The following is a 21,776-nucleotide window of genomic DNA, read 5'->3' on the forward strand; positions in this document are numbered from 1 at the left end:
GGCCGGGAGACTCTGTGCGAAACTCTGCGCAAATGACACGCGGCCTGGGCGAAGCCCCGCCCATGGGGCGCGCGCGGCGTGGCTGCTCCGGTCGGAGAGGATATGGAACAGCCGCACCGGCATTACCAGTTCCCCTTCCCGTCAAAGATCTCGGGGAAAGATGCGCGGGCCACGGCCTCGTCTATCTGCAGAAGCGCTTCGTAATCGGTCGGGTCAAACTCTTCGTCGACGGCAACGACCTCACGTCCAAACAACCAGCTGAGACGTCCGGCATCCAGGTTGCCACGTTCAAATGGCTCAGTGCCGAATTGTTCCCACAAGGCCAGCATAAACCCCGCATCCGCTTTGCGGTCGGGCGGTCTGCGATCCGGGAAACGCTCGCGCGCGACCAACGGGGTTGCCCCTTTGGGATTGGCGCGACGAATGGTGAATTGGAAGTCTGTTCCGGCCAGTCTGCCGGGAAATCCGCGATGCTTTAGCATGGTGGTGCCTTTCGTCCGGCACCCCGCGGAGCGGCTGGGGCCGGCCGCAGGGCCGGACCCCTGAAGGGTTTATTTGTATTTGCCGGTGTAGGCGGGCTCTTGCGAGATGGGCTCGGGCTCGACCACAACGAATTCTTCCTGACGGCTGCCACAGGCGGCAACGGTTGCCAGAACGCCAACGACGGCGAACAGTTTGATGCTCTTGGACATTTCAGTCTCCTGATAACTTGCGTGAAACCGGCGAAACCAAATGGCCCCGCGCGCCTCAACCAATGATGGTGGGTCCGATTGTCCGAACCCGCGCCGATGTTACATGAGGTGCAGCCAAATAAACATCCCCAGTGCACAAGAGGCTGTGCCTGTGACGGCAAAGCCGCAAAATCCTGCCAATGGACGGGTTTAGGCGCAAGTTTATGATGGGGAGACGACATCAGAAGGCCTCCCACAGGCAGGTGGCACCCTGACCACCGGTTTGGGCGCTGTAGAGTTCGAAGAATTGGGTCGCGTCCGGGTCGCTTTCGCCAAAAGGAATCTGGCGGTCCGACAGTGAGATCGAGATGCGTTCGGGCTTTAACCTGTGATCCCGAAGGTAAGAGAGCGCAACGGACTGGCACAGGTGATCCATATCTGAGGCCGCCTCTTCAGGATCTACGCTCCCGTGGGACCGGTCGATGGCAGGTGCAATAAAACGAAATCTGAGCCAAAGCGCACCTGGTGTTTCATCCTGTAACACTTCGGACAGGTAGACCGCCTGCCCTGACGGAACTGCGACCTGTTGTCCCAAAAGTTCGTTGGCAGCACGAAGCGGGCTTGCACAACCAAGGATGGCAAAAATTGCTGCGGTGATTTTGATAAATCCGCAGCCCCGGCACCCATAAATCGGGCCTCCTCCAGCCGGGGCTGCAGGCGCTGCGCTGGCCGCGCGCGCTGTGCTGTAAAGGCGTGGGGTGATCATGGCCGCGATTCGTCCCCATTGTCAAACATCGTAAACGTGATTCGATAAGAATTACGTGTTTTCACGATAGGTGACACGATAGGCGCACGATTCCCGCTCAAGTTGAACACATCAACATTACCAAAGAGATAGGTCACAAAAACATGACAACATAGATGCATCATTCCCCTCCCCTTGTGCGATTCGCGTTGTTAACCCATCGGGTCCGCTTTGATTGATTTTCCAAAAGTTCGAGGATTCGTGCACTGGCCGCCGGAGGAACCTTACCCAACACACGCCCACCAGCCTCGACCCGCCAGCCGGTGTGATTCTGCGTCAGACGCACCACGGGAGAGAAGCCCCGCATGGATTGCAGCAGGCGCCACATATCTTGCCGGATCTGATGCGCAAACCGTACCGGGTTCCCTGTGGGCAGGTTGGTTTCGGCCACCACATCAAACCGCGCCGGGCGCTCACGACACAGGGTCACGATCTGCCCAGGTTCGCCGTCTTCACGCAGGATATGCCAGTTGCGGTTTCTCATTTAACTTATACCAATCCGCTGCGGAGCCTGGCTTTCCCAAGTGTCGTCTTCGAAACCGAATGCGGAGCATTGGGAGGGTGAAACCTCTCCGAAAAACGGCTCATCTCCATCGCAGAGCTCAACGATATAGTCATCTGGCGTTCCCGCTTCGGTCTGAGCTGTAAGAGACACCATTTGCGCCACCGTTTCCCGGATCCAGTTGACCTCACGCTTTGTTGGCTCGCGCTGCTGAAGTTCGCTTCCAAGATGCGAACGGAACACGGCAAGCATCGCTTCTCGCACATCGCTGTCGCTGGCCATCTCAAAAAAATCAAGATAATCCAGCGGCAACTTGTCCGGCCCAAACGTCACAGCAACTGTGCCCGCATCTTGTTCCATGGTCGATCCTCAAAGCGGGATGTTGTCGTGTTTCTTCCACGGGTTCTCGAGCTTTTTGTTGCGCAGAGACGCAAAGGCGCGCGAGACGCGGCGGCGGGTGGATTTAGGCTGGATCACCTCGTCGATAAAGCCGCGCTCTGCCGCAACAAACGGATTGGCAAACCGGTCCTCGTAATCTTTGGTATGTGCCGCAATCTTGTCTGCATCACCGATATCAGCACGGTGAATGATCTCGGTCGCGCCCTTGGCCCCCATCACCGCGATTTCCGCCGTTGGCCAGGCATAGTTGAAGTCGCCGCGCAGGTGTTTGGACGCCATCACGTCATAGGCCCCACCATAGGCTTTGCGCGTAATCACGGTGACCTTTGGCACAGTCGCTTCGCCATAGGCAAACAGCAGCTTTGCGCCATGTTTGATAACGCCGCCATATTCCTGAGACGTGCCCGGCAAAAAGCCCGGAACATCCACCAGGGTGAGGATCGGAATTTCAAAACAGTCACAGAAGCGCACAAACCGCGCGGCCTTGCGGGAGCTGTCGATATCCAGACAGCCCGCCAGCACCATCGGCTGGTTGGCCACAACGCCCACGGTCTGCCCTTCGAGCCGGATGAAACCGGTGATCATATTCTTGGCGTAGTCTTCCTGGATCTCATAAAAATCACCTTCGTCGGCAACTTTCAGGATCAGCTCTTTCATATCATACGGCTGGTTCGGGTTTTCCGGGATCAGCGTATCCAGGCTGGTTTCAATCCGACCGGGTTCGTCAAAGAACGGACGTACAGGCGGCTTTTCGCGGTTGTTCAGCGGCAGGAAGTCCACCAGGCGGCGCACTTCGGCGAGGGCTTCGACGTCGTTTTCAAAGGCACCATCTGCCACTGATGACTTCTTGGTATGGGTGGAGGCGCCCCCCAGCTCCTCGGCTGTGACAACCTCGTTTGTGACGGTCTTCACCACATCCGGGCCGGTCACAAACATATAAGAGGTGTCTTTGACCATAAAGATAAAGTCAGTCATCGCGGGCGAATATACCGCGCCACCGGCACAGGGGCCCATGATGACAGAGATCTGCGGGATCACACCCGAGGCCATGACATTGCGCTGGAAGATCTCGGCATAGCCGGCCAGCGCGTCCACACCTTCCTGAATACGAGCACCGCCGGAATCGTTGAGGCCGATCACAGGTGCGCCGTTCTGGATGGCCATATCCATGATTTTACAGATTTTCATCGCGTGGGTATCTGACACCGAGCCGCCCAGAACCGTGAAATCCTGGCTGAAGACATAGACCTGACGCCCGTTGATGGTTCCCCAGCCAGTGATCACACCGTCGCCTGCGGGTTTGTTTTTCTCCATGCCAAAATCGGTGCAGCGATGGGAGACGAACATATCAAACTCTTCGAAACTATCCGCATCCAGCAGAAGCTCGATCCGCTCACGGGCGGTCAGCTTGCCGCGTGCGTGTTGTGCGTCGATACGTTTTTGTCCACCGCCGAGGCGCGCGTCGGTGCGGCGCTCTTCGAGTTCAGCAAGGATGTCTTTCATGGCCGGGATCCCTCTTAGATTCATGAGGGACCATAGACGTGCCTGTTGTTTGACCAAAGCCAAAACTCGCAAATTTGCAAATCATTTGCGGGCGAGCACTGCAAATTTGAATAACTGCAAATTTTACCACTATGACAATGCCTCACGATCATGCGCCCCACCGCAATTCACAAGGATATGCGCGCCAAAGCACAGGAAAAACTTTGGACTTGCATGTCAGCGGTAACTAAACTCACCGGTACAGTTTATTTACTTGTTAACTACCCTACTCCACATTCGAGTCCCGATATGACCCCTAAAACCCCTGCTCACGTTGTTACGTTGATTTTGCTGGCGGGCATTGGCGCGCTGAGCATGAATATGTTCATCCCCTCCCTGCCCAGCATGGCGACAGATTACGGGGTCGACTATCGGGTCATGCAGCTGTCGATCTCGCTGTATCTGGGGCTGAGCGCGGTGGTCCAGATCGTGGTCGGGCCGGTGTCGGACCAGATGGGGCGGCGACCGGTGATGCTGTGGAGTCTGGTTGCCTTTATGGTCATGACTGTGGGCTGCATCTTTGCACCAACCGCGGTAAGTTTTCTGGTCTTTCGCATGGGGCAAGCGATTGTGGCCACCACATTGGCCATCAGCCGCGCCTCCATCCGGGACGTGCATGAAACCGACAAGGCCGCCAGTCAAATCGCATATGTCACCATGGGGATGGCCATTGTGCCGATGATCAGCCCGGCCATCGGTGGGGCAATCGACCGCTATCTTCATTGGACGGCCAACTTTTGGATCCTTTTGTTGCTGGGAGCGATGGTCTGGCTGCTGGCGTATCGCGACTTTGGTGAGACCAAAAGCAAAAGCGGCATGAGTCTGTTGCGGCAGTTTCGTGAGTATCCCGAGCTGCTCCAATCACCCCGGTTCTGGGGCTATTCGCTGGCCTGCGGCCTGTCGTCGGGTACATTCTTTGCCTATCTCGGGGGTGCACCCTTTGTGGGCACCGAAGTCTACGGTCTTGAGTCGGACGTGCTGGGGCTCATGATGGGCGCACCAGCGTTGGGGTATTTCTTTGGCAACTTCATATCGGGCCGGTACTCCCGCCGTTTTGGGATCAATACAATGGTTCTGATTGGCTGCGTCATCAATCTGTTTGGCGTGGGCCTGTCGATTGCCTTGACGGCTGCTGGGATGGAAACGGTCTATACGTTCTTTGGCCTGATGAATTTTGTTGGACTTGGCAATGGGATGTCCATTCCCAATGCGACCACGGGGGCAATTTCGGTCCGGCCGAAACTGGCGGGCAGCGCATCCGGGCTGGCTGGCGCTGTGATGATCGGCGTCGGCGCTCTGCTCTCGGCGCTGGCAGGCCGGGTTCTGGTAGAAGGGTCAACGCCCATCCCCCTGCTGACCATCATGTTCCTGACCGGCGTGGGCGGAATGCTGTCGATCCTTACGGTGATCCGGCGCGAGCAAAGATTGAAACTGGCGATCTAAGTCCTTAGCTCTGCGACCATTGAACCCGGGCCGCCAGGACGTCCGGGGCTTGCCCCGACTGGTTTGCAATTCTACAATCCGCGCGACCTGAATTTGCAAAGGCATGCCACAGATGGCCACCCAAAAGCTTTATGCCGGGGCAAAGCTGCGTGAGATGCGCGCCAAGCTCAGCCTGACCCAAAAGGATTTCGCCGCCAAACTGGGGGTCTCCCTGCCCTATCTGAACCAGATGGAGAACAACAATCGCCCGGTCTCGACAACGGTTGTGCTGGCGCTGGCGCAGGAGTTCGGGCTGGATGTGACCGAGCTGTCGACCGGTGACAGCGAAAGGCTGGTCAGCGATATGCGGGAAGCTTTGGCCGATCCGGTCTTTGCCGAGACCATGCCGCCTCTGGCTGATTTGCGGCTTGCGGCGTCCAACGCCCCCGCATTGGCACGCGCCTTTCTGGCGTTGCATCAGGCTTATCGTCAGAACCATGAACGGCTGGCCTCATTGGATGAGGCCCTGGGACGCGAGGATGCGCGGCTGCAGGCGTCGCCCTGGGAAGAGGTGCGCGATTTCTTTCACTATTGCGACAACTATATCGACGCGGTAGACCATGCAGCAGAGCGGTTCAGCCATACCGCAGGAACCCCGGCAGAGATCCGCGCCACCGCTATTTCAACGCTGGAACGCGCTGGGGTCACGGTTGAATTGCAAGATATGGAAGGGGTGCGCCGCTATGATGCAGAGCGCAAGATCCTGCACCTGTCACAGCTTGCCGCCCCCGAGACACAAGTCTTTCAGCTGCTGATGCAGGTGGCGTTATTGCAGCAAAACAACTTGCTGGAAGCCACATTGGATTTCGCCAAGTTCCAAAGCGAGGAAGCCCGTGCCATCGCCAAGATCGGCCTTGCGAATTATTTTGCCGGTGCCGCGCTGATGCCCTATGGCCGGTTTCTGGCACAGGCTCAGGCAGACCGCCACGATCTGGAGAGGCTGTCGACGCGGTTTGGGGCGTCCATCGAACAAGTCGCCCACCGTCTGTCCACCCTGCAGCGCCCCGGCGCCAAAGGGTTGCCGTTCTTCTTTGTCCGCGTGGATCAGGCCGGCACAATCACCAAACGTCATTCGGCCACAAGGCTGCAGTTTGCGCGCTTTGGCGGGGCCTGTCCCTTGTGGAATGTGCACCGCGCCTTTGAAACACCAGGGCAGTTCCTGCGCCAGCTGGCGACGACCCCGGATGGGGTACGCTATATCTCGCTTGCGCGGGATGTTTCCAAATCCTCGGGCCGGTTTGGCGCGCCGTTGCGCCGTTACGCCATTGCGTTAGGGTGCGAAGTCAAACACGCGGGCCTGCTGGTCTATGCCGATGGCATGGATGTGGACAATGACGCAGCTTATGAACCCATCGGCATCTCCTGCCGCATCTGCGAACGCCGCACCTGCCACCAGAGGTCTGTCCCCCCCTTGGAACGCCGTCTGCAAGTGGACACCAACCAGCGCGGGACGTTGCCCTATGAGGTCAACTGAGAGAGCAGGATGTGTGGAATGCGCAAGAAGATCTCCAAAGGATTGCGCAATGGATGGGAGCTGTGCGGACTATGTTGCTGTCTAGTCTTTTGAAAGAGGGTTTGGTGCAGCGCTCGCCTATCCAAACTGTTGCCTTACTTGCTCCGCACAGTAAGCGACAAACCCCACAGCAAGCGAGAACAACATCAAATTCATACCAAAGCCGAAAGACGTCTCGAGCAAAGTCGGTTGGTAAAACGTTAACTGACTGATGCTGCCATCAGAAACAGAAATTTCTGACTTGGTAAGTGTAGGTGCTACAAAAATGGAATGGGCGATTAAACTTACGGCTGCCCAAATAACCCAGATGCCCAAGGCACCGGCACCGCACCTCTTAAAGAGTATCCATTTTTTCCCGGCACGTTGGTTCCACGCGTCTGCAAACAGAATACCATTGCCAATACGGGCCAATGGCAATCCAAAAATTGCTCCTAAAACAGCCATCGATAGGACCATGTACAATGACGAAAAATAGTCGAGCGCATAGGCTGAATTTGTATACCCCAACGTTTCGTATGTAACCATGAAGATGAAGGCGTCTAGAGGAACCCAAACATTCAAGAGCCAATCTATGAGAAAACCAAATGCACCACCGATGAATTGGGAAAGCGCAATCCCAATAATTGACAGTAGAAACACAAGAACGATTGCGCTTACGCGCCGCAAATCAGCGCCGCCATTTAACATTCTGAAACTGACAGCCAGTAACCCAGCCAAAAGGAACAGAGTTAGCGCCGAACCGATTGCTGCTTGCACAATATAGCTGAGGTTCCCGTTTGCACTAATCTGAATAGGCAGCAGGACCGCAGCAACGGAGCAGCTCAACGCAGAAATGACAAAATAGGATGTCGAGAACATAAAACCACTCATCATCGCGCTCCACCATAACTCTCACAATACGGACAATGGATATTCGCTGATGTGGAGGGCGTCCAGCCTATGTTCATAGACTTACGCAGGAGCATTTTCTTACAAGACCCATGGCAACCTTGGGCTCCAAGCCGACTTCTTCGTGTGGGCGGCAAACGCAAAAAACCGGCACCAAGTTTTAGCTTGGCACCGGCTTGGTTTTCAGTGACGTCCTTTGTTCAGGATGCGCGCCTTAGGCGGCTGACAGGATCGACCAGATCTCATCCTTGAGTGCGGCGCGTTGTTTGCGCAGGTCGGTTTCCGCCTCTTGGCTGATGGGTTCCACTTTGGTCTCCGCCCGGTGCACGGCGCGGTTCACCTCATGATATTTGTCGGCCAGATGGGCGAAATGCTTGTCAGACGACTTGAGCGTGCTGATGGTTTCGACCTTGTCCGGAAACTCGGCGGCCAGTTCATGGGGTGTGTGGGACATGGGCGTCTCTCCTCTTTGATCTTTCGGAGATAGACTATTGCCCTGCCCCACACGGGGATTTGATCCGGGTCAAAGAGGTGTGCGATTTATGGGTTTTCGCAGAGCTTTTTTACCGCTGGCTGGTCTGCCAATTGGGGTTAAACCAGGGTTCGGCGTTTGACGATGGCAGGCGGCGGCCCAGGATGTGGTCGGAGGCCTTCTCTCCTGTCATGATCGACGGACCGTTGAGGTTGCCGTTGGTGATGCGCGGAAAGATGGAGCTGTCGGCGACGCGCAATCCGTCCACGCCAATCACCCGGCATTCGGGGTCGACCACGGACATGGGATCATCGACACTGCCCATCTTGCAGGTGCCACAGGGGTGATAGGCGCTTTCGGCGTGTTCGCGGATAAACCCGTCCAACTCGTCGTCGGTTTGCAGGTCCATACCCGGCTGGATCTCATGTTTGATGAAAGGTTTCATCGCATCCTGGGCAAAGACCTCCCGCGTGAGGCGGATACATTTGCGAAAGTCGATCCAGTCCTGCTCGGTGGACATGTAGTTAAAGAAGATCTTGGGGTCGTCTTTGGGATCTGCCGACGCCAGGGTGACATTGCCGCGCGAGGGGGAGCGCATGGGGCCCACATGGACCTGGAAACCATGGCCTTCGGCTGCTGCCTGACCGTCGTAACGTACGGCAATGGGCAAGAAGTGATATTGGATATCGGGGTAGTCCACGCCTTTGTCAGAGCGCAGGAAGGCCGCGCTTTCGAACTGGTTGGACGCACCAAGCCCGGTTTTGGTAAACAGCCACTGGGCCCCCACAAGGGCTTTGCCAAAGAGGTTCCAGTATTTGAACAGGGTGATCGGCTGGGTGCAGGCCCATTGGAAATAGAACTCAAGGTGGTCCTGCAGATTCTGGCCGACGCCGGGGCGGTCGGCGATCACATCAATCCCGTGTTCCGCCAGATGTGCCGCCGGGCCGATGCCCGAAAGCATCAGGAGTTTCGGGGAGTTCAGCGAGGAAGCCGACAGGATCACCTCGGCATTGGCGCGGATCACTTCGACCTTGCCGCCGCGTTCGACCTCGACCCCTACGGCGCGACCGTCTTCGATCACCACTTTGCGGGCAAAGGCGCGGATCAGGGTGCAGTTGTCACGTTTCAGCGCCGGTTTCAGATAGGCGTTGGCGGCGGACCAGCGTTGACCTTTGTAGACGGTCATCTCCATCGGGCCAAAGCCCTCTTGCTGCTCGCCGTTGTAATCAGAGGTCACCGGGTATCCGGCCTGCTGTCCAGCCTCCACAAAGGCCGCGTGCAGCGGGTTGTCGCGGGGGCCGCGCGAGATATGCAGGGGGCCGTCTGTGCCGCGCCAGTCTGGATCGCCGCCCTGGCCGCTTTCGTGCCAGTTTTCCATCCGTTTGAAATAGGGCAGAACGTCGGAATAGGCCCAGCCCTGCGCGCCCGCATCGGACCAGTGGTTATAATCGCCCGCGTGACCGCGCACATAGACCATACCGTTGATCGAGGACGAGCCGCCAATGACCTTGCCGCGCGGCGTCACCAGCTCGCGGTTGTTCAGACCCGGTTCCGGCTGGGATTTATAGCCCCAGTCATAGCGGGACATATTCATCGGATAAGACAGCGCCCCCGGCATCTGGATAAAGGGGCCCGCGTCCGTGCCGCCATGTTCGATGACCAGCACCGATTTCCCAGCCTCTGACAAACGATAGGCCATCGCGCAGCCTGCGCTGCCCGCCCCAACGATCACATAATCCGCGTTCATTTTGGCTCCTAGAACAGTATTTGGTGCATGATCCGCCCTGGCAGCAGCGTGAAGGCTCCCGCGAGGATCAGCGCGTAGAAAAAGAGGTTGCGCATGTGGCGGCGATGGGCGTCGATCCGCCCAAGGCGCGCGGTGCGCACGGCCTGCCAGAGCCCCACCAGAGTGAGCACAGACAGGAGATGTATCGGGGAAAACGGGCCAATGAGCCTGATTTCATTGATAAAGAAGCTGGAGACAGCCACCACGGCCATGCCCCCAACCCAAAACCAGCCTGCCAGCCTGTGGGGCAATGTCCCCTTGGGCAGGGCAAGCTGCGCCGCTCCGACGCCAAGGGCCGCGAAAGCTGCAAAGGCATGCAGCGGGATCGGGCCTTTGGCGGACAGAAGCGGCGCAAAATCCATCAGAACGCGGCTTCGACGTCACCCATGCGCACATAAACCGATTTCACCTGGCTGTAGTGCTGGATGGCTTCTTTGGAGTTCTCACGTCCAACGCCTGAGGCTTTGACACCACCAAAGGGCGCTTCGACCGGCGCGTCATTGTAGGAGTTGATAAAGCAGCTGCCCGCCTCAAGCGCGCCGATCACCCGGTGGGCGCGGCTCAGATCCTTGGTGAAGACACCGGCAGACAGACCAAATTCGGTGTCATTGGCGCGGGCGATCACCTCATCCTCATCCTCGAAATCCAGAACCGCCATGACCGGGCCAAAGATCTCTTCGCGGGCAATCACCATGTCGTCTTTGACATCGGCAAAGATGGTTGGCTCGATAAAGTAGCCGTCCATATCTGCGCGTTGGCCGCCACAGATCAGACGGGCGCCTTCGGCTTTGCCTTTCTCGATATAGCCCAGAACGATGTTCATCTGGTTTTCCGTGACCATCGGGCCAAAGTTCACGTTTTCATCCATGGGGTCGCCCAATTTGGCGTTCGCTGTACGCTCGGCCAGACGGGTGAGGAATTTCTCTTTGATGTCTTTGTGCACAAAGACACGGGTGCCGTTGGAACACACCTGCCCCGAGGAGTAGAAATTGCCGTTGATGGCACCGCCCACCGCATTGTCGATGTCGGCGTCTTCAAAGACGATCATGGGGGATTTACCGCCCAATTCCATGGTGACGTGTTTCATGTCTGCTGCTGCCGCGGCATAGACTTTTTTGCCGGTGGGCACCGAGCCGGTGAGCGAGACTTTGTCGACACGTGGATCGCTGACCAGCGCGCCGCCCACTTCGCCCATGCCCTGGACCACATTGTACAGACCTGCGGGCAGACCGGCCTCGACCAGGATTTCCGCCACTTTGAGGGCACAAAGCGGGGTGGTCTCAGACGGTTTGAACACCATTGCGTTGCCACAGGCCAGCGCCGGCGCGCCTTTCCAGCAGGCGATCTGGGTCGGGTAGTTCCAAGCGCCGATGCCAACGCAAACGCCCAAAGGCTCGCGCACGGTGTAAACCCAATCTTCGCCCATCGGGATATGTTCACCGGTCAGGCTGGCGGCGAGACCGCCAAAATACTCCAACGCATCCGCGCCGGAGGTCGCGTCGGCCACCAGCGTTTCCTGCAGCGGCTTGCCGGTGTCATAGGTTTCCAGCACCGACAGTTCATAGTTGCGGTCGCGGATGATGTCGGCCGCGCGGCGCAGGATGCGACCGCGTTCGGTGCCGGTCATCTTGGCCCATTCTTTTTGCGCTGCTTTGGCAGAGGCCAGCGCCTGCTCCACAATCGCATGGGTTGCGGCATGGACGGTGGCGATCTGTTCACCTGTGGCGGCGTAGATCACCGGGATCTCGGCGCCGGCGCTGTCTTCGACATAGGCACCATTAATGAAATGGCTGGCTTTGGGCTGTGCAGGATGTGTCATGGGTATATCTTTTCTGACGTAACGTGTTTCATTCGCCGCGCGGGAAACGGGCGTTTTCTTCGACAACATTGAGGTCCATATGATTGCGCATGTAGCGTTCAGACGCTTTTTGCAGCGGTTGGTAGTCCCAAGGGTAATACCCACCCTGACGCAGGGCCTCGTAGACAACCCAGCGGCGCGCTTGGCTGGCCCGGATATCCGCATCAATGGCTTCAAGGTCCCAGCGGGAAATGGATTTGGCCCGCAGTTCCGCAAGCACCTCTGCAAAGGCAGGATCTTCCGCCAGATTGTTGAGCTCCTTGGGGTCCGCCTCGAGATCAAACAGCTGATCGGGATCGAGCGCGCAGCGGTTGTACTTCCACTTGCCTTCACGCCAACACACCAGCGGCGCATAGGAGGCTTCAGCCGCATATTCGATCAACACGGGTTCCTCGCGCGGCGTTCCTTGGGCCAATGGCACAAGGTTATGGCCGTCGGTCCAAGGGGCAATTTCAGCCATATCCACACCGGCCAGCGCACCAAGCGTCGGAGTAACGTCGATGGTCGACACTGGTGTTTCGATCAGCCCGGCAGGCAGATCCGGCGCAGCGATCATAAGCGGCACACGGGCGGAGCCTTCAAAGAAGGACATCTTGAACCACAGGCCGCGTTCACCCAGCATATCGCCGTGGTCAGAGACAAAGAAGATGATCGTGTCCTTGTCTTGGCGCGTGCTTTCCAGCGCCTCGAGGATCTCGCCGATTTTATCGTCGAGGTAAGAGATATTGGCGAAATAAGCGCGACGCGAACGTTTGATATCTTCCTCTGAGATATCAAAGCTGCGCCAGTCGTTGGCGTCAAAGATGCGTTTGGAATGGGCATCCTGCTGCTCGTAGCCAAGGTCGCCAACTTCCGGCAACAGATGTTCGCAGTCTTCGTAGAGATCCCAGTATTTCTTGCGCGCCACATATGGGTCATGCGGGTGGGTGAAGGAGACTGTCAAGGCCCAGGGGCGATCGTCTTTGCCACGGCTCAGATCATAGATCTTCTGAGTGGCGTTAAAGGCCACCTCATCGTCATATTCCATCTGGTTGGAAATTTCGGCGACCCCGGCGCCGGTAACGGAACCCATGTTGTGATACCACCAGTCGATCCGTTCACCCGGTTTTCGGTAGTCCGGCGTCCAGCCAAAGTCGGCCGGGTAAATGTCTGTGGTCAGGCGCTCTTCAAACCCGTGGAGCTGATCCGGTCCGACAAAGTGCATCTTCCCCGATAGACAGGTGTAATAGCCCGCACGGCGCAGGTGGTGGGCATAGGTCGGGATGTCGCTGCGGAATTCAGCCGCGTTGTCGTAAACACCGGTGCGCGACGGCAGTTGGCCCGACATAAATGCCGCCCGCCCCGGAGCACAGAGCGGGGACCCGGTATAGGCATTGGCAAAACGCGTAGACCGAGCGGCCAGCTTTTTGAGGTTTGGCGCATGCAGGAACTCAGCTGGACCATCTGGAAAAAGAGTACCGTTCAGTTGGTCCACCATGAGGATCAGGATATTTTGTGACATAAGGAACGGTCCTTTTGAACGCTTCTGAGTTTTTGGGAGGCAGTCCCCGCTTATGCGGGGAAAGCCCAAATATTTTTGCGATCAGAGTGCAGCGTTAGTGCACCGCCTTGATCTTCTCAAAATCGAGGGTGTTTTCCTCGGGGCTATCGGTGATCGCCATCACCTCTGACCGCTTGGTGACAATGATATAGACAATACAAGCGACATAAAGGCCGATCACAACACCGCCAATCCATTGGATCTGCAACCACTGGCTTTGGAATGCGAGGGTCAAACCGAACAGAACCACTGCATTTCCGACTACATATGGCACGGTGCCAAAGCGTTTTGCCGAAAGGTTCAGGTTGTCGGTATAAAGGCGGATCAAGGAGTCAAAGGAGTTGATCACAAAGAGAATACCGACCGCAACCATTGAGACATTGATCATCGTGGTCGTCGCAATCTCGTTCAGGTGATAATAATAAAGCACCGAGAACCAGATACCGAGCGGGATCGACGGGAAGATCAACAACGCTGCCAGCACCTGCCAGGTTTTCAACCCACCCACAAAGCGCGAAGTAAACTGACCGATCATGATGGACCATGCAAACCACCAGAACAGGTAGAATTCATGGTAATCGGTCAGTGGCAGAATGAACTTGTGGATATTGGTAAAGTAGCCGCCAATGTTTGATGCGGTGCTGAAGAACTCGCCCAGCCCCATGCCGGCATAGGCCCACATGCCCAGGATCAGGGCCAGGAACAGGAGGGTCGATCCTACCGAGAGGACGCGGACGTATTTGATATCCGTGGATGAGAAGGCCGCCGTCAGGATCACCAGGAAGGTCACCACATAGAAGGCCGGGATCACGGTTTCGCCGTCACCCATGAATGTTGCGTAATACGGTAGGTAGATCAGGAACAACGCGCCGGTGAAGGCACAGGTGCCGATGATGACGATGTTGTTGATCAGCTTGACCAGCGGGATCTCAAAGAACTTCACCTTCGGCTCGATCACACAGAAATAGAAGGTCGTCAGGAAGTAAAAGCCCCAGATCAAAAAGCCCCAAAAGCCAAATTCCAATGCCAGCGGGTTGGTAAAGCCATAGGCGGGCTCGCCCGCGGTATCCGCATAAAGCGGGAAATCCCAAGCCAGCGGGAACATGATCAGCCCCACATCCAGACCGGAGGTGAAGAGGATCGCGATAAAGGTAAAGAGCGGAACCGGTGTCACACCGACGACAGAGACGTTCCACCATTTGACAGTGCAGAAGATCACCAGCGCAAAGGCCAGAAGGATCCCAAAGGAAATCAAAAGGGTCATCAAGTCCTCCCAGTTGTTATGCGCCCTGCCCGGATTGGTGGGGCGCTGTTTTTGGACTTGGACTAATGTCATATCAGATTTACCTGATTTTCGAAACCAAATTTTGTATGATCATTTAATTTTTGACTTCGCAGAACAGGGATTGAAACCGATTCCCAAACGTTTAAAACTCTGCCCATGGGCAGGAAACGAATTCGCGACATCCGAAATGAAGAACTGATTGAAGCCACGATTGTGGCCGTACATCGCCACGGCTATGGCGTTGTCACTATGGCAGAAATTGCGCGCGAAGCAGACGCTTCGGCGGCTTCGATCAATTACTATTTTGGCTCCAAGGAAGGTTTGATGGAGGCCACGATGCGCCATCTTCTGACCAAATTGAAACAAGCCATGATTTTAGGCTACGCACGGGCCGACACACCGCAGGCGCGCCTTTATGCGGTGATGGATGCCAATTTTGCGGACTCGCTGTTTACGGTCGAACAGTGCAGCATCTGGATGCAATTCTGGGCAAACGCGCCTTATTCACCCCGTTTGTCGCGCCTGCATCGAATCAACCGATCCCGCGTGCGCAGCCACTTTGTCGCGGAACTGCATCATCTGGTGTCGCCAGATCAGGTAGAACCCGCGCGGCAGGCGCTGCAGAGCTATATGGATGGTGTCTGGCTGCAGGCCGCACAATCTGAGGCGGCGTTAAACCCCGCCTTGGCGCGGGCAGCGGCGCATCAGGTTGTGGACCTCGTCATTCGCTGACATCTCAGCCATTTGGCTGGCGGTGATAAGACAGGTCACGGCCGCTGGGTAAGAACCGTAAGGACAGGGTTTTCTTGTTCAGTTCGACGATCTGATAACAAAGGCCCTGAGTGTCATCCTTGCTCCAAGAATGGAGCGCGTGGCCTTCAAACACAAACTCTCGACACTGATCTGACACCGAGATGAATTCCCGCGTGGTCACCGCCCCGAGGTAAAAGCTCGACCGGGTCGCCCCATCGACGGTAAAGCTGTCATTGGGATCGCTATCCGAAATCCAACTGCCCTGCAAATTGATGAGAAGCTCATGCGCTGCGTCCGCAGGGCGGCGATCAACCGAGAGAACGGCGATTTCCAGCGTTTTCAGATATTCTTGCACTTTACGCCCCTTCAACCGGACCGGCGCCCCCGGGTGCATATGCATCAAGGTCCGGTGCGCGACCCGCGGTGTCTCATCCGTTAATCGGGTAAAGATCTCCCGGTCGCGGCCGACAAAGGAACAGATCGCACCGGCAGAGCCTGGGATCGGACGGCAGGATTCAAAGACTGCTTCCAGTGCAAGGATTTTACTGTCCTGCTTTTCAACATCACGCAATAGTGATGAAATCTGCACCGTTGCATCCGAGACACCGCGCCCGACATCCACGCGCGCAAATTCCAACGGCAGCAGACGCTGCGCGGGACAACGATCGCTGCCCGTTCCGGAGAAATCCGTATCAGAGGCACAGAATTTGACAGAGTTGTGCAGGAACCGTTCGCCCCGATCCCGAAGGCGCAGATAAACAAAGCGGGACGTCAGATCGTGGGTCAGCAAAGAAACGCAAGCGCCCGCCTCTACCGTCCACCAGCCTTGATTGTGCCAATTCTTGCCTTGTTTGTGAGATATGGCAATGGCTTGTTCGGCGCCTGTGTCATTGCAAACGTGAAATCCAGCCCATGCCGCCCCCGGAAAAAGCATCGCGGTCAACAGAATCATTTTCCTGAAAAAACAACGCATTGCACCCTCCTCGGCAGGATGGGACGTTACCGATTTTTTGTAACAAGTATAAGACGCAGACAATTGGTATAGATAAACATTATAGCTTAAATTCTTTCCATAACGTATGGATCTTCATAAAATTTTCGTCAAGGCAACTCTGCCGTTGCCGCAGGCGGGGTGAGTGCGCGACGTTTCAGAACCGCTTCGCGCCAACTGATATAGGTAATACCCGCAAGGATCATCAAACCACCCAAAACCACCCAGATGTCCACGCCTTCTCCAAAGAAGAGGGTACCGATCAGGGTCGCCCAGATCAGTTGAAGAAAGGTAACCGGCTGGGTCACGGTCACTGGCGCTGCGGCAAAAGCCAGCATCATCGTATAATGACCACCGGTGGCAAAACAGGCCACAAGGAACAAAAGCCCCAGATCATGAAGCGTGGGGGTAACCCAATTGCCAAGCGCCAGTGGCAAAAGAGCGATGGGCACCCAGATCGACAGCATACCAACCACCATCGCAGGTGTAGCATCCCGCATGGCCATTTTTGCCATCAGATGTGACATGCTAAAGACCAGCGCGGTTCCCAACATGGCCAGATGCCCAGGCGAAATCTCCCGCACGCCGGGCCGCAGGATGACCAGCGCACCTATAAACGCAACGCAGATGGCAGCGATCCGGCGCAGAGCCATGGACTCCCCAAGCAGAAAAACAGCACCAATTGAGATAAAGATCGGAGTGAGATAGCCAATGGCAGTCACCTCGGCCAGCGGGATCTGGGCCATCGCGAAAAACCAGCCGCCAACGCCGATCGCATGGAGGATGCCGCGCACGCCCAGGAAAACGTGCAGACGTGGGCTCCATTTTGCAGTCAACAGCGTCCGCGCCATTGGCAAAAGGAAGACCAGGCCCAGCACATAGCGCAGAAAAGCGCTCTCATAAGGTGGGATGCGCCCGTGCATTGTCTTGATCAGAACCGTCACCGCCACAAAGAGCAACCCTGTGACCAACATCCAGAAGACCCCGCGCATGGGGGCATTTTCGGGCGAGGTGTCGGCGGTCAGTGTCATGGGGGACTCGCAGTGGGAGGAATGCCCAGATTGTTAACATCCTTACAAATTTCAGGAAATGGATCGTCGTGTTTCGATACAATACAGTATCCGTTGGTGCGGGAGTTGAGCCCCCGCGCGCCAGCGCTTTGGTTCATCCCATCAGAAGGCGCAGCGCGATGGCCCACATGACCATCCCCACCAGAAGATCAAGCGCTTGCCAGGCCCGAGGCCGGGCAAAAACCGGTGCGGCAAGCCGCGCACCAAAGGCAAGGCACATAAAGAAGGCGAAGCTGGCCGCGCTCGCCCCGATGCCAAAGCTGATGGGGTCATCATATTGGGCAGAGATCGCGCCAAGCAACACAACCGTATCCAGGTAGACATGTGGGTTCAGCCACGTCAGCGCCAATGTGGTCGCAAGAACGGGCCAGAGCCGCTGTTGCTCGCCGTCCTGCGCCGTCAAGGCTTCGCCACCACGCCAGGCAGCCAAAAAGCTGCGTGCCCCATACCACAACAGAAACGCAGCCCCGCCAAACCGCATGGCCGGTTCAAACCAGGGGGCCAGTTTAGCCAATGACCCAAAGCCAAGAACACCGGCAGTAATCAAGATTGCATCAGAAGCCGCGCAGGTCAGCGCCACAGGCAGCACATGCTGCCGCCGCAAGCCCTGCCGCAACACAAAAGCGTTCTGCGCGCCGATCGCAACAATGAGGCTGAGGCCAAGGGCAAATCCGGCATAAAGGCTTGGGGGCATGTCTGTATCCTGAGCTGCGAGTGTCTGGATTTGACTATTGCCTGGGATAAAATTAATCCAATTAATACTCCTAACCTTAAATAAGTTATACTAATGAAGCTCGATCAAAATCAACTGGATGCCCTGGCCGCTGTTCTTAGACTGGGGTCGTTCGAAATGGCTGCGCAGGATCTGCATGTGACGCCTTCAGCCATTTCCCAGCGGATCAAAGCGTTAGAGGAAAGTCTGGGCGCAAGCGTTGTGCATCGCGGACAGCCTTGCACAGCGACCCCTGTGGGCGCGCGATTGGCCAAACACGCCGAAGACGTGGGGCTGCTGGCGGCCGCCCTCAGGCGGGATCTGGGATTTGATCCGGGGCGACGCCCGTCCCGCATTCGCATCGCGGTGAACGCTGACAGTCTGGCGACCTGGTTTGTGCATGCCATGGCTGGTGTGGAAGGGCTGTTGTTTGATCTTGTGATCGATGATCAGGATCACAGTGCTGACTGGCTGCGCCGGGGCGAGGTCTCTGCGGCGGTAACGGCACTGACAACCCCAGTGACGGGGTGCGACATGCGCCCTCTTGGTGCGCTGCCCTATGAGGCGACCGCAAGCCCGGAGTTCATGGCGCGGTGGTTTCAGAGCGGGGTGACGGCCAAGTCGATCGGACATGCACCCTGCCTGGTTTTTAACCAGAAGGACCAGCTGCAACGGCGTTGGATGGAGGTAAATCTGGGCTCGGGCCTGACACCGCCGGAACATTACCTTCCGTCGACACAGGCATTTATCGACGCTGCCCGCGCCGGGGTCGGTTGGGGCATGAACCCCCAACCTCTGGTGCGGGATCTTCTGGCACGTGGGGATCTGTGTGCGCTGAAACCCGACAGCACCCTGGCGATCAACCTGACGTGGCAAGTCAGCCGGGTGATGGCCCCTGCCCTTGCGCCTCTGACAAAAGCCGTGTTGAAGTCTGCAAAACTGCGATTGGAGCAGATCTAGCGAAGGAGGAGACGCCGGATGTTTTCCAAGGACATACTGACCTATGAGGCGGTGCCGCTGCCGGATCGTCTTGACTATAACAATGAGGAAATGCGCGCCCGTGCCAGCGAATTTCTGGCTCATATGCAAAAACGTCATTCCATCCGGTCCTTTCGCGACCAAGCGGTCCCGCGTGAGGTGATTGCCGATTGCCTCCGCGCTGCTGGCTCGGCCCCGTCCGGAGCCAATCACCAACCGTGGTTCTTTGCCGCGATTTCGGACCCGACCCTAAAAGCGCGGATCCGCGCCGAGGCAGAGGAGGAAGAACGCAATTTCTATGAGGGTGGAGCGCCGGATGAATGGATCAAGGCGCTGGAACCCATTGGCACAACGGCGGAAAAACCACATCTGACCGCAGCCCCCTGGCTGATTGTCGTCTTTGCACAGAGGTGGGGCACTTTTGACGACGGCACGCGGTACAAACATTATTATGTTCCTGAAAGCGTTGGAATCGCAACAGGTGTGCTGCTGACAGCTTTGCATACGGCGGGACTGTCCACGCTGACCCATACGCCCAACCCGATGAAATTCCTCAACGAGGCCCTTGGGCGGCCGGAGGCGGAAAAACCCACAATGATCATCGCTGTTGGCCACCCGGCCGCAGATGCAACAGTTCCAGCCGTGGCAAAGATCAAGAAACCACTGACGGAGATTTCGCACTTTTATGAGTGAGCCGACACTTGCGGTGTTTTGTTTGCATGTTTGACAATGCGGCCATTCAGAACCTTCTCGCAAATGGCCGCTTGCCGCATAAAGCTCAAAGGCCGGGCAGCCCGGCCGCGCGGCGGCCTTCTTCGGTCTTGAGTGAAAAGTCCTGTCCTGCGTATGTCGCACCATCTGGTCCGCAGAGATAGGCAATTGCCTGCGCCACCCACTCGGGCGGTATATGAGATGCCGGGTCAAGTTGGCTCACCGGATTGAGACCGGATAGCTTGATCGAAACCTGCATGTCCGTCTCCACCGTACCGGGGCTGAGGCCAAGCACACGGATGCCATGCCCTGAATGTTCCTTGTGCGCCACGCCCGTCAGCCGCAAGACCGCAGCCTTGCTTGCGCAATAATGCGACCAGCCTTCAAGGAAGGAATTGGCCGCGCCGGAAGAGATATTGATGATTGTCCCGCTCCCTTGCGCCCGCATGACCGGAAGCGCGTAACGCAGACCATGATACACGCCCTTTACGTTCACATCGATGATAGTGCCCCAGGCCTCGGGGTCGCTGTCCTCGATGCGCGCAATGGGATCAATAAGGCCTGCGTTGTTCACCAGTATGTCGATGCGATCAAACGTCGCCTGCGCGTACTCCATCAGGGCAGCCACGGCCTTGGGGTCGCTGACATCGCAGGCAAATGCACGTGCGGTTCCGCCATTCTTTGTAATGGCATCGGCGATGCCCTCAATCGCGTTTTGCGATCGAGCAGCAAGCACGACCTGCGCGCCATTTTGAGCCAAATAGCGTGCGGCAGCCGCGCCGATGCCGCGGCTTGCGCCGGTTACAACGGCGACCTTGTTCCTGAGGTATTCCATTCCAATCTCCTTTTGCGTTTGTCTTGAACAGGTGCTGCGCTTGAAGCCCGCTTCATTGATCGCGCCTGGGAATGCGCCAAAGCGGCGGCATTCGTAAGCGCGATCAACGGTTGAGGTGCCGGACATTCACTGGGCCATTTTCGGCAGTCCGCCCCGCAGCTCTGAAAGGCACACAGGTGCACCCGATGCTGCCTTAGAAAGTTACTCGCTTGGTCCCTTGAACCCGGCAACTCGCCCCCAGTGGCAGGGGACATTGGTCTCTGGCACGCTGTCACAGCGAACAAGATCGAACCGCGCATCAAGCGTGATCTTAAAGCCCGTCGGAGAGCCGAGAAACGCGATGAAATCCATCCCGTGATCAAGGCGCATCACGTCCCCGGTCACGTGAAAACCGACAACTTCGACCTCATCGTAATTGGGAATAAAATCGGGATACTTGCGGCGATTGACCATTTCAAAATCAAGCTCGACTGGTGCCGTGACGCCAAGCATGTTGAGATCCCCGACAAGGATACCCGTCGTTGGTGTCAGCATCTGAATGTCCTTGGACGCAAAGGTGATTTCCGGGAACTTTGCGACATCCAGATAATCGGCATTGCGAAGGTGGTTGTCGCGACCGTTGTGGTTCGTGTCAATCGACGCAGCCTGGATCTGGAACGTTATTTCAGAATTCGCAGGATCCGCCTCATCAATCAGAAACGTCCCGTCAAAATCGTTGAAACGGCCGACAGTGTTGGACATGTTCATGTGGTCAATTTCCCAGCCAATATAGGCATGGCCAAGATCAAGCGTCCATTCCTGTTGCTCAGCCTGAGCCAGAGACGCGGCGCAGATCAGCGTGCATGCGAATGCGGTTTTTATGAATCTTTTCATGGGGTTTTCCTTTTCGAGGGAATGAAAGACAGGCTGTCACCGGCATCCGTACTGCTTTGGCTTCGACAGGCCTTCAGAGACCTGCTTTGGAAACGAAGACCTGTGGGCAT

General features: G+C 56.9%; 23 protein-coding genes. 5 read left to right on the forward strand and 18 right to left on the reverse strand.

Annotation, left to right across the window (positions count from 1 at the left end; translation table 11 throughout):
• Positions 1-122: 122 nt before the first annotated feature.
• From ACXAEW_RS18145 to ACXAEW_RS18170, 6 genes are all read right to left on the reverse strand, one after another.
• Entirely contained in the window at positions 123-482 is a 360-nt protein-coding gene (locus ACXAEW_RS18145) for a hypothetical protein (RefSeq protein WP_474942673.1), read from the reverse strand.
• A gap of 69 nt (positions 483-551) precedes the next feature.
• On the reverse strand, positions 552-692 hold the full coding sequence (locus ACXAEW_RS18150) for a hypothetical protein (protein ID WP_474942674.1): 141 nt from the start codon (positions 690-692) through the stop codon (positions 552-554).
• 220 nt (positions 693-912) lie between these two features.
• Positions 913-1,437, reverse strand: coding sequence for a DUF6497 family protein (locus ACXAEW_RS18155; protein ID WP_474942675.1), 525 nt, complete (start codon positions 1,435-1,437; stop codon positions 913-915).
• A 160-nt stretch (positions 1,438-1,597) separates the two neighbouring features.
• Positions 1,598-1,960, reverse strand: a complete 363-nt coding sequence (locus ACXAEW_RS18160) for a hypothetical protein (RefSeq protein ID WP_474942676.1) — start codon at positions 1,958-1,960, stop codon at positions 1,598-1,600.
• Positions 1,961-2,338 (reverse strand): hypothetical protein, encoded by a 378-nt coding sequence (locus ACXAEW_RS18165; protein WP_474942677.1) that lies wholly within the window; start codon positions 2,336-2,338, stop codon positions 1,961-1,963. It abuts the gene before it with no gap.
• A 9-nt stretch (positions 2,339-2,347) separates the two neighbouring features.
• Entirely contained in the window at positions 2,348-3,880 is a 1,533-nt protein-coding gene (locus ACXAEW_RS18170; protein WP_474942678.1) for an acyl-CoA carboxylase subunit beta, read from the reverse strand.
• Positions 3,881-4,168: 288 nt separating this feature from the next.
• Between ACXAEW_RS18170 and ACXAEW_RS18175 the strand changes: the two genes are divergently transcribed.
• On the forward strand, positions 4,169-5,362 hold the full coding sequence (locus ACXAEW_RS18175) for a multidrug effflux MFS transporter (RefSeq protein WP_474942679.1): 1,194 nt from the start codon (positions 4,169-4,171) through the stop codon (positions 5,360-5,362).
• A gap of 112 nt (positions 5,363-5,474) precedes the next feature.
• On the forward strand, positions 5,475-6,875 hold the full coding sequence (locus ACXAEW_RS18180; RefSeq protein WP_474942680.1) for a helix-turn-helix domain-containing protein: 1,401 nt from the start codon (positions 5,475-5,477) through the stop codon (positions 6,873-6,875).
• A 117-nt stretch (positions 6,876-6,992) separates the two neighbouring features.
• On the opposite strand, the gene ACXAEW_RS18185 is transcribed toward ACXAEW_RS18180, so the two are convergent.
• The 7 genes from ACXAEW_RS18185 to ACXAEW_RS18215 form a co-directional block, all read right to left on the reverse strand.
• Positions 6,993-7,784, reverse strand: coding sequence for a hypothetical protein (locus tag ACXAEW_RS18185; protein ID WP_474942681.1), 792 nt, complete (start codon positions 7,782-7,784; stop codon positions 6,993-6,995).
• Positions 7,785-8,016: 232 nt separating this feature from the next.
• Positions 8,017-8,256, reverse strand: coding sequence for an HP1242/YdcH family protein (locus ACXAEW_RS18190; protein WP_153214608.1), 240 nt, complete (start codon positions 8,254-8,256; stop codon positions 8,017-8,019).
• Positions 8,257-8,365: 109 nt separating this feature from the next.
• Positions 8,366-10,021 (reverse strand): choline dehydrogenase, encoded by a 1,656-nt coding sequence (gene betA / locus ACXAEW_RS18195; RefSeq protein ID WP_474942682.1) that lies wholly within the window; start codon positions 10,019-10,021, stop codon positions 8,366-8,368.
• Positions 10,022-10,029: 8 nt separating this feature from the next.
• Positions 10,030-10,422, reverse strand: a complete 393-nt coding sequence (locus ACXAEW_RS18200) for a DUF2306 domain-containing protein (protein ID WP_474942683.1) — start codon at positions 10,420-10,422, stop codon at positions 10,030-10,032.
• Complete coding sequence (betB, locus tag ACXAEW_RS18205; protein WP_474942684.1) at positions 10,422-11,879, reverse strand: betaine-aldehyde dehydrogenase; 1,458 nt, start codon at positions 11,877-11,879, stop codon at positions 10,422-10,424. The genes ACXAEW_RS18200 and betB overlap by 1 nt, the downstream gene beginning before the upstream one ends.
• Before the next feature lie 28 nt (positions 11,880-11,907).
• Complete coding sequence (gene betC, locus ACXAEW_RS18210; RefSeq protein ID WP_474942685.1) at positions 11,908-13,419, reverse strand: choline-sulfatase; 1,512 nt, start codon at positions 13,417-13,419, stop codon at positions 11,908-11,910.
• Between the two features lie 94 nt (positions 13,420-13,513).
• Positions 13,514-14,722, reverse strand: coding sequence for a BCCT family transporter (locus ACXAEW_RS18215; RefSeq protein ID WP_474942686.1), 1,209 nt, complete (start codon positions 14,720-14,722; stop codon positions 13,514-13,516).
• Between the two features lie 177 nt (positions 14,723-14,899).
• Here ACXAEW_RS18215 and betI point away from each other — a divergent pair, with 177 nt between their 5' ends.
• Positions 14,900-15,475 (forward strand): choline-binding transcriptional repressor BetI, encoded by a 576-nt coding sequence (gene betI, locus ACXAEW_RS18220; RefSeq protein WP_474942687.1) that lies wholly within the window; start codon positions 14,900-14,902, stop codon positions 15,473-15,475.
• Positions 15,476-15,479: 4 nt separating this feature from the next.
• Here the strand turns inward: betI and ACXAEW_RS18225 are convergent, their stop codons facing one another.
• The 3 genes from ACXAEW_RS18225 to ACXAEW_RS18235 all read right to left on the reverse strand — a co-directional run bounded on the left by ACXAEW_RS18225 (position 15,480) and on the right by ACXAEW_RS18235 (position 18,251).
• A complete protein-coding gene (locus tag ACXAEW_RS18225; RefSeq protein ID WP_474942688.1) occupies positions 15,480-16,448 on the reverse strand; it encodes a DUF1036 domain-containing protein in 969 nt (322 codons plus the stop codon).
• 149 nt (positions 16,449-16,597) lie between these two features.
• Positions 16,598-17,518, reverse strand: coding sequence for a DMT family transporter (locus ACXAEW_RS18230; protein WP_474942689.1), 921 nt, complete (start codon positions 17,516-17,518; stop codon positions 16,598-16,600).
• 133 nt (positions 17,519-17,651) lie between these two features.
• The gene (locus ACXAEW_RS18235; protein WP_474942690.1) at positions 17,652-18,251 is read right to left on the reverse strand and encodes a LysE/ArgO family amino acid transporter; all 600 of its coding nucleotides are present in this window, start codon (positions 18,249-18,251) and stop codon (positions 17,652-17,654) included.
• Positions 18,252-18,344: 93 nt separating this feature from the next.
• On the opposite strand from ACXAEW_RS18235, the gene ACXAEW_RS18240 reads away from it, so the two are divergent.
• The gene (locus ACXAEW_RS18240; RefSeq protein WP_474942691.1) at positions 18,345-19,229 is read left to right on the forward strand and encodes a LysR family transcriptional regulator ArgP; all 885 of its coding nucleotides are present in this window, start codon (positions 18,345-18,347) and stop codon (positions 19,227-19,229) included.
• A gap of 18 nt (positions 19,230-19,247) precedes the next feature.
• The gene (locus tag ACXAEW_RS18245) at positions 19,248-19,940 is read left to right on the forward strand and encodes a nitroreductase family protein (protein ID WP_474942692.1); all 693 of its coding nucleotides are present in this window, start codon (positions 19,248-19,250) and stop codon (positions 19,938-19,940) included.
• Between the two features lie 85 nt (positions 19,941-20,025).
• Here ACXAEW_RS18245 and ACXAEW_RS18250 read toward each other — a convergent pair whose 3' ends face one another.
• Both ACXAEW_RS18250 and ACXAEW_RS18255 read right to left on the reverse strand, forming a co-directional pair.
• Positions 20,026-20,793, reverse strand: a complete 768-nt coding sequence (locus ACXAEW_RS18250) for an SDR family oxidoreductase (protein ID WP_474942693.1) — start codon at positions 20,791-20,793, stop codon at positions 20,026-20,028.
• A gap of 201 nt (positions 20,794-20,994) precedes the next feature.
• A complete protein-coding gene (locus ACXAEW_RS18255; protein WP_474942694.1) occupies positions 20,995-21,666 on the reverse strand; it encodes a YceI family protein in 672 nt (223 codons plus the stop codon).
• Between the last annotated feature and the right edge of the window lie 110 nt (positions 21,667-21,776).

It is taken from the genome of Epibacterium sp. ABZ3_068 (assembly GCF_056159265.1).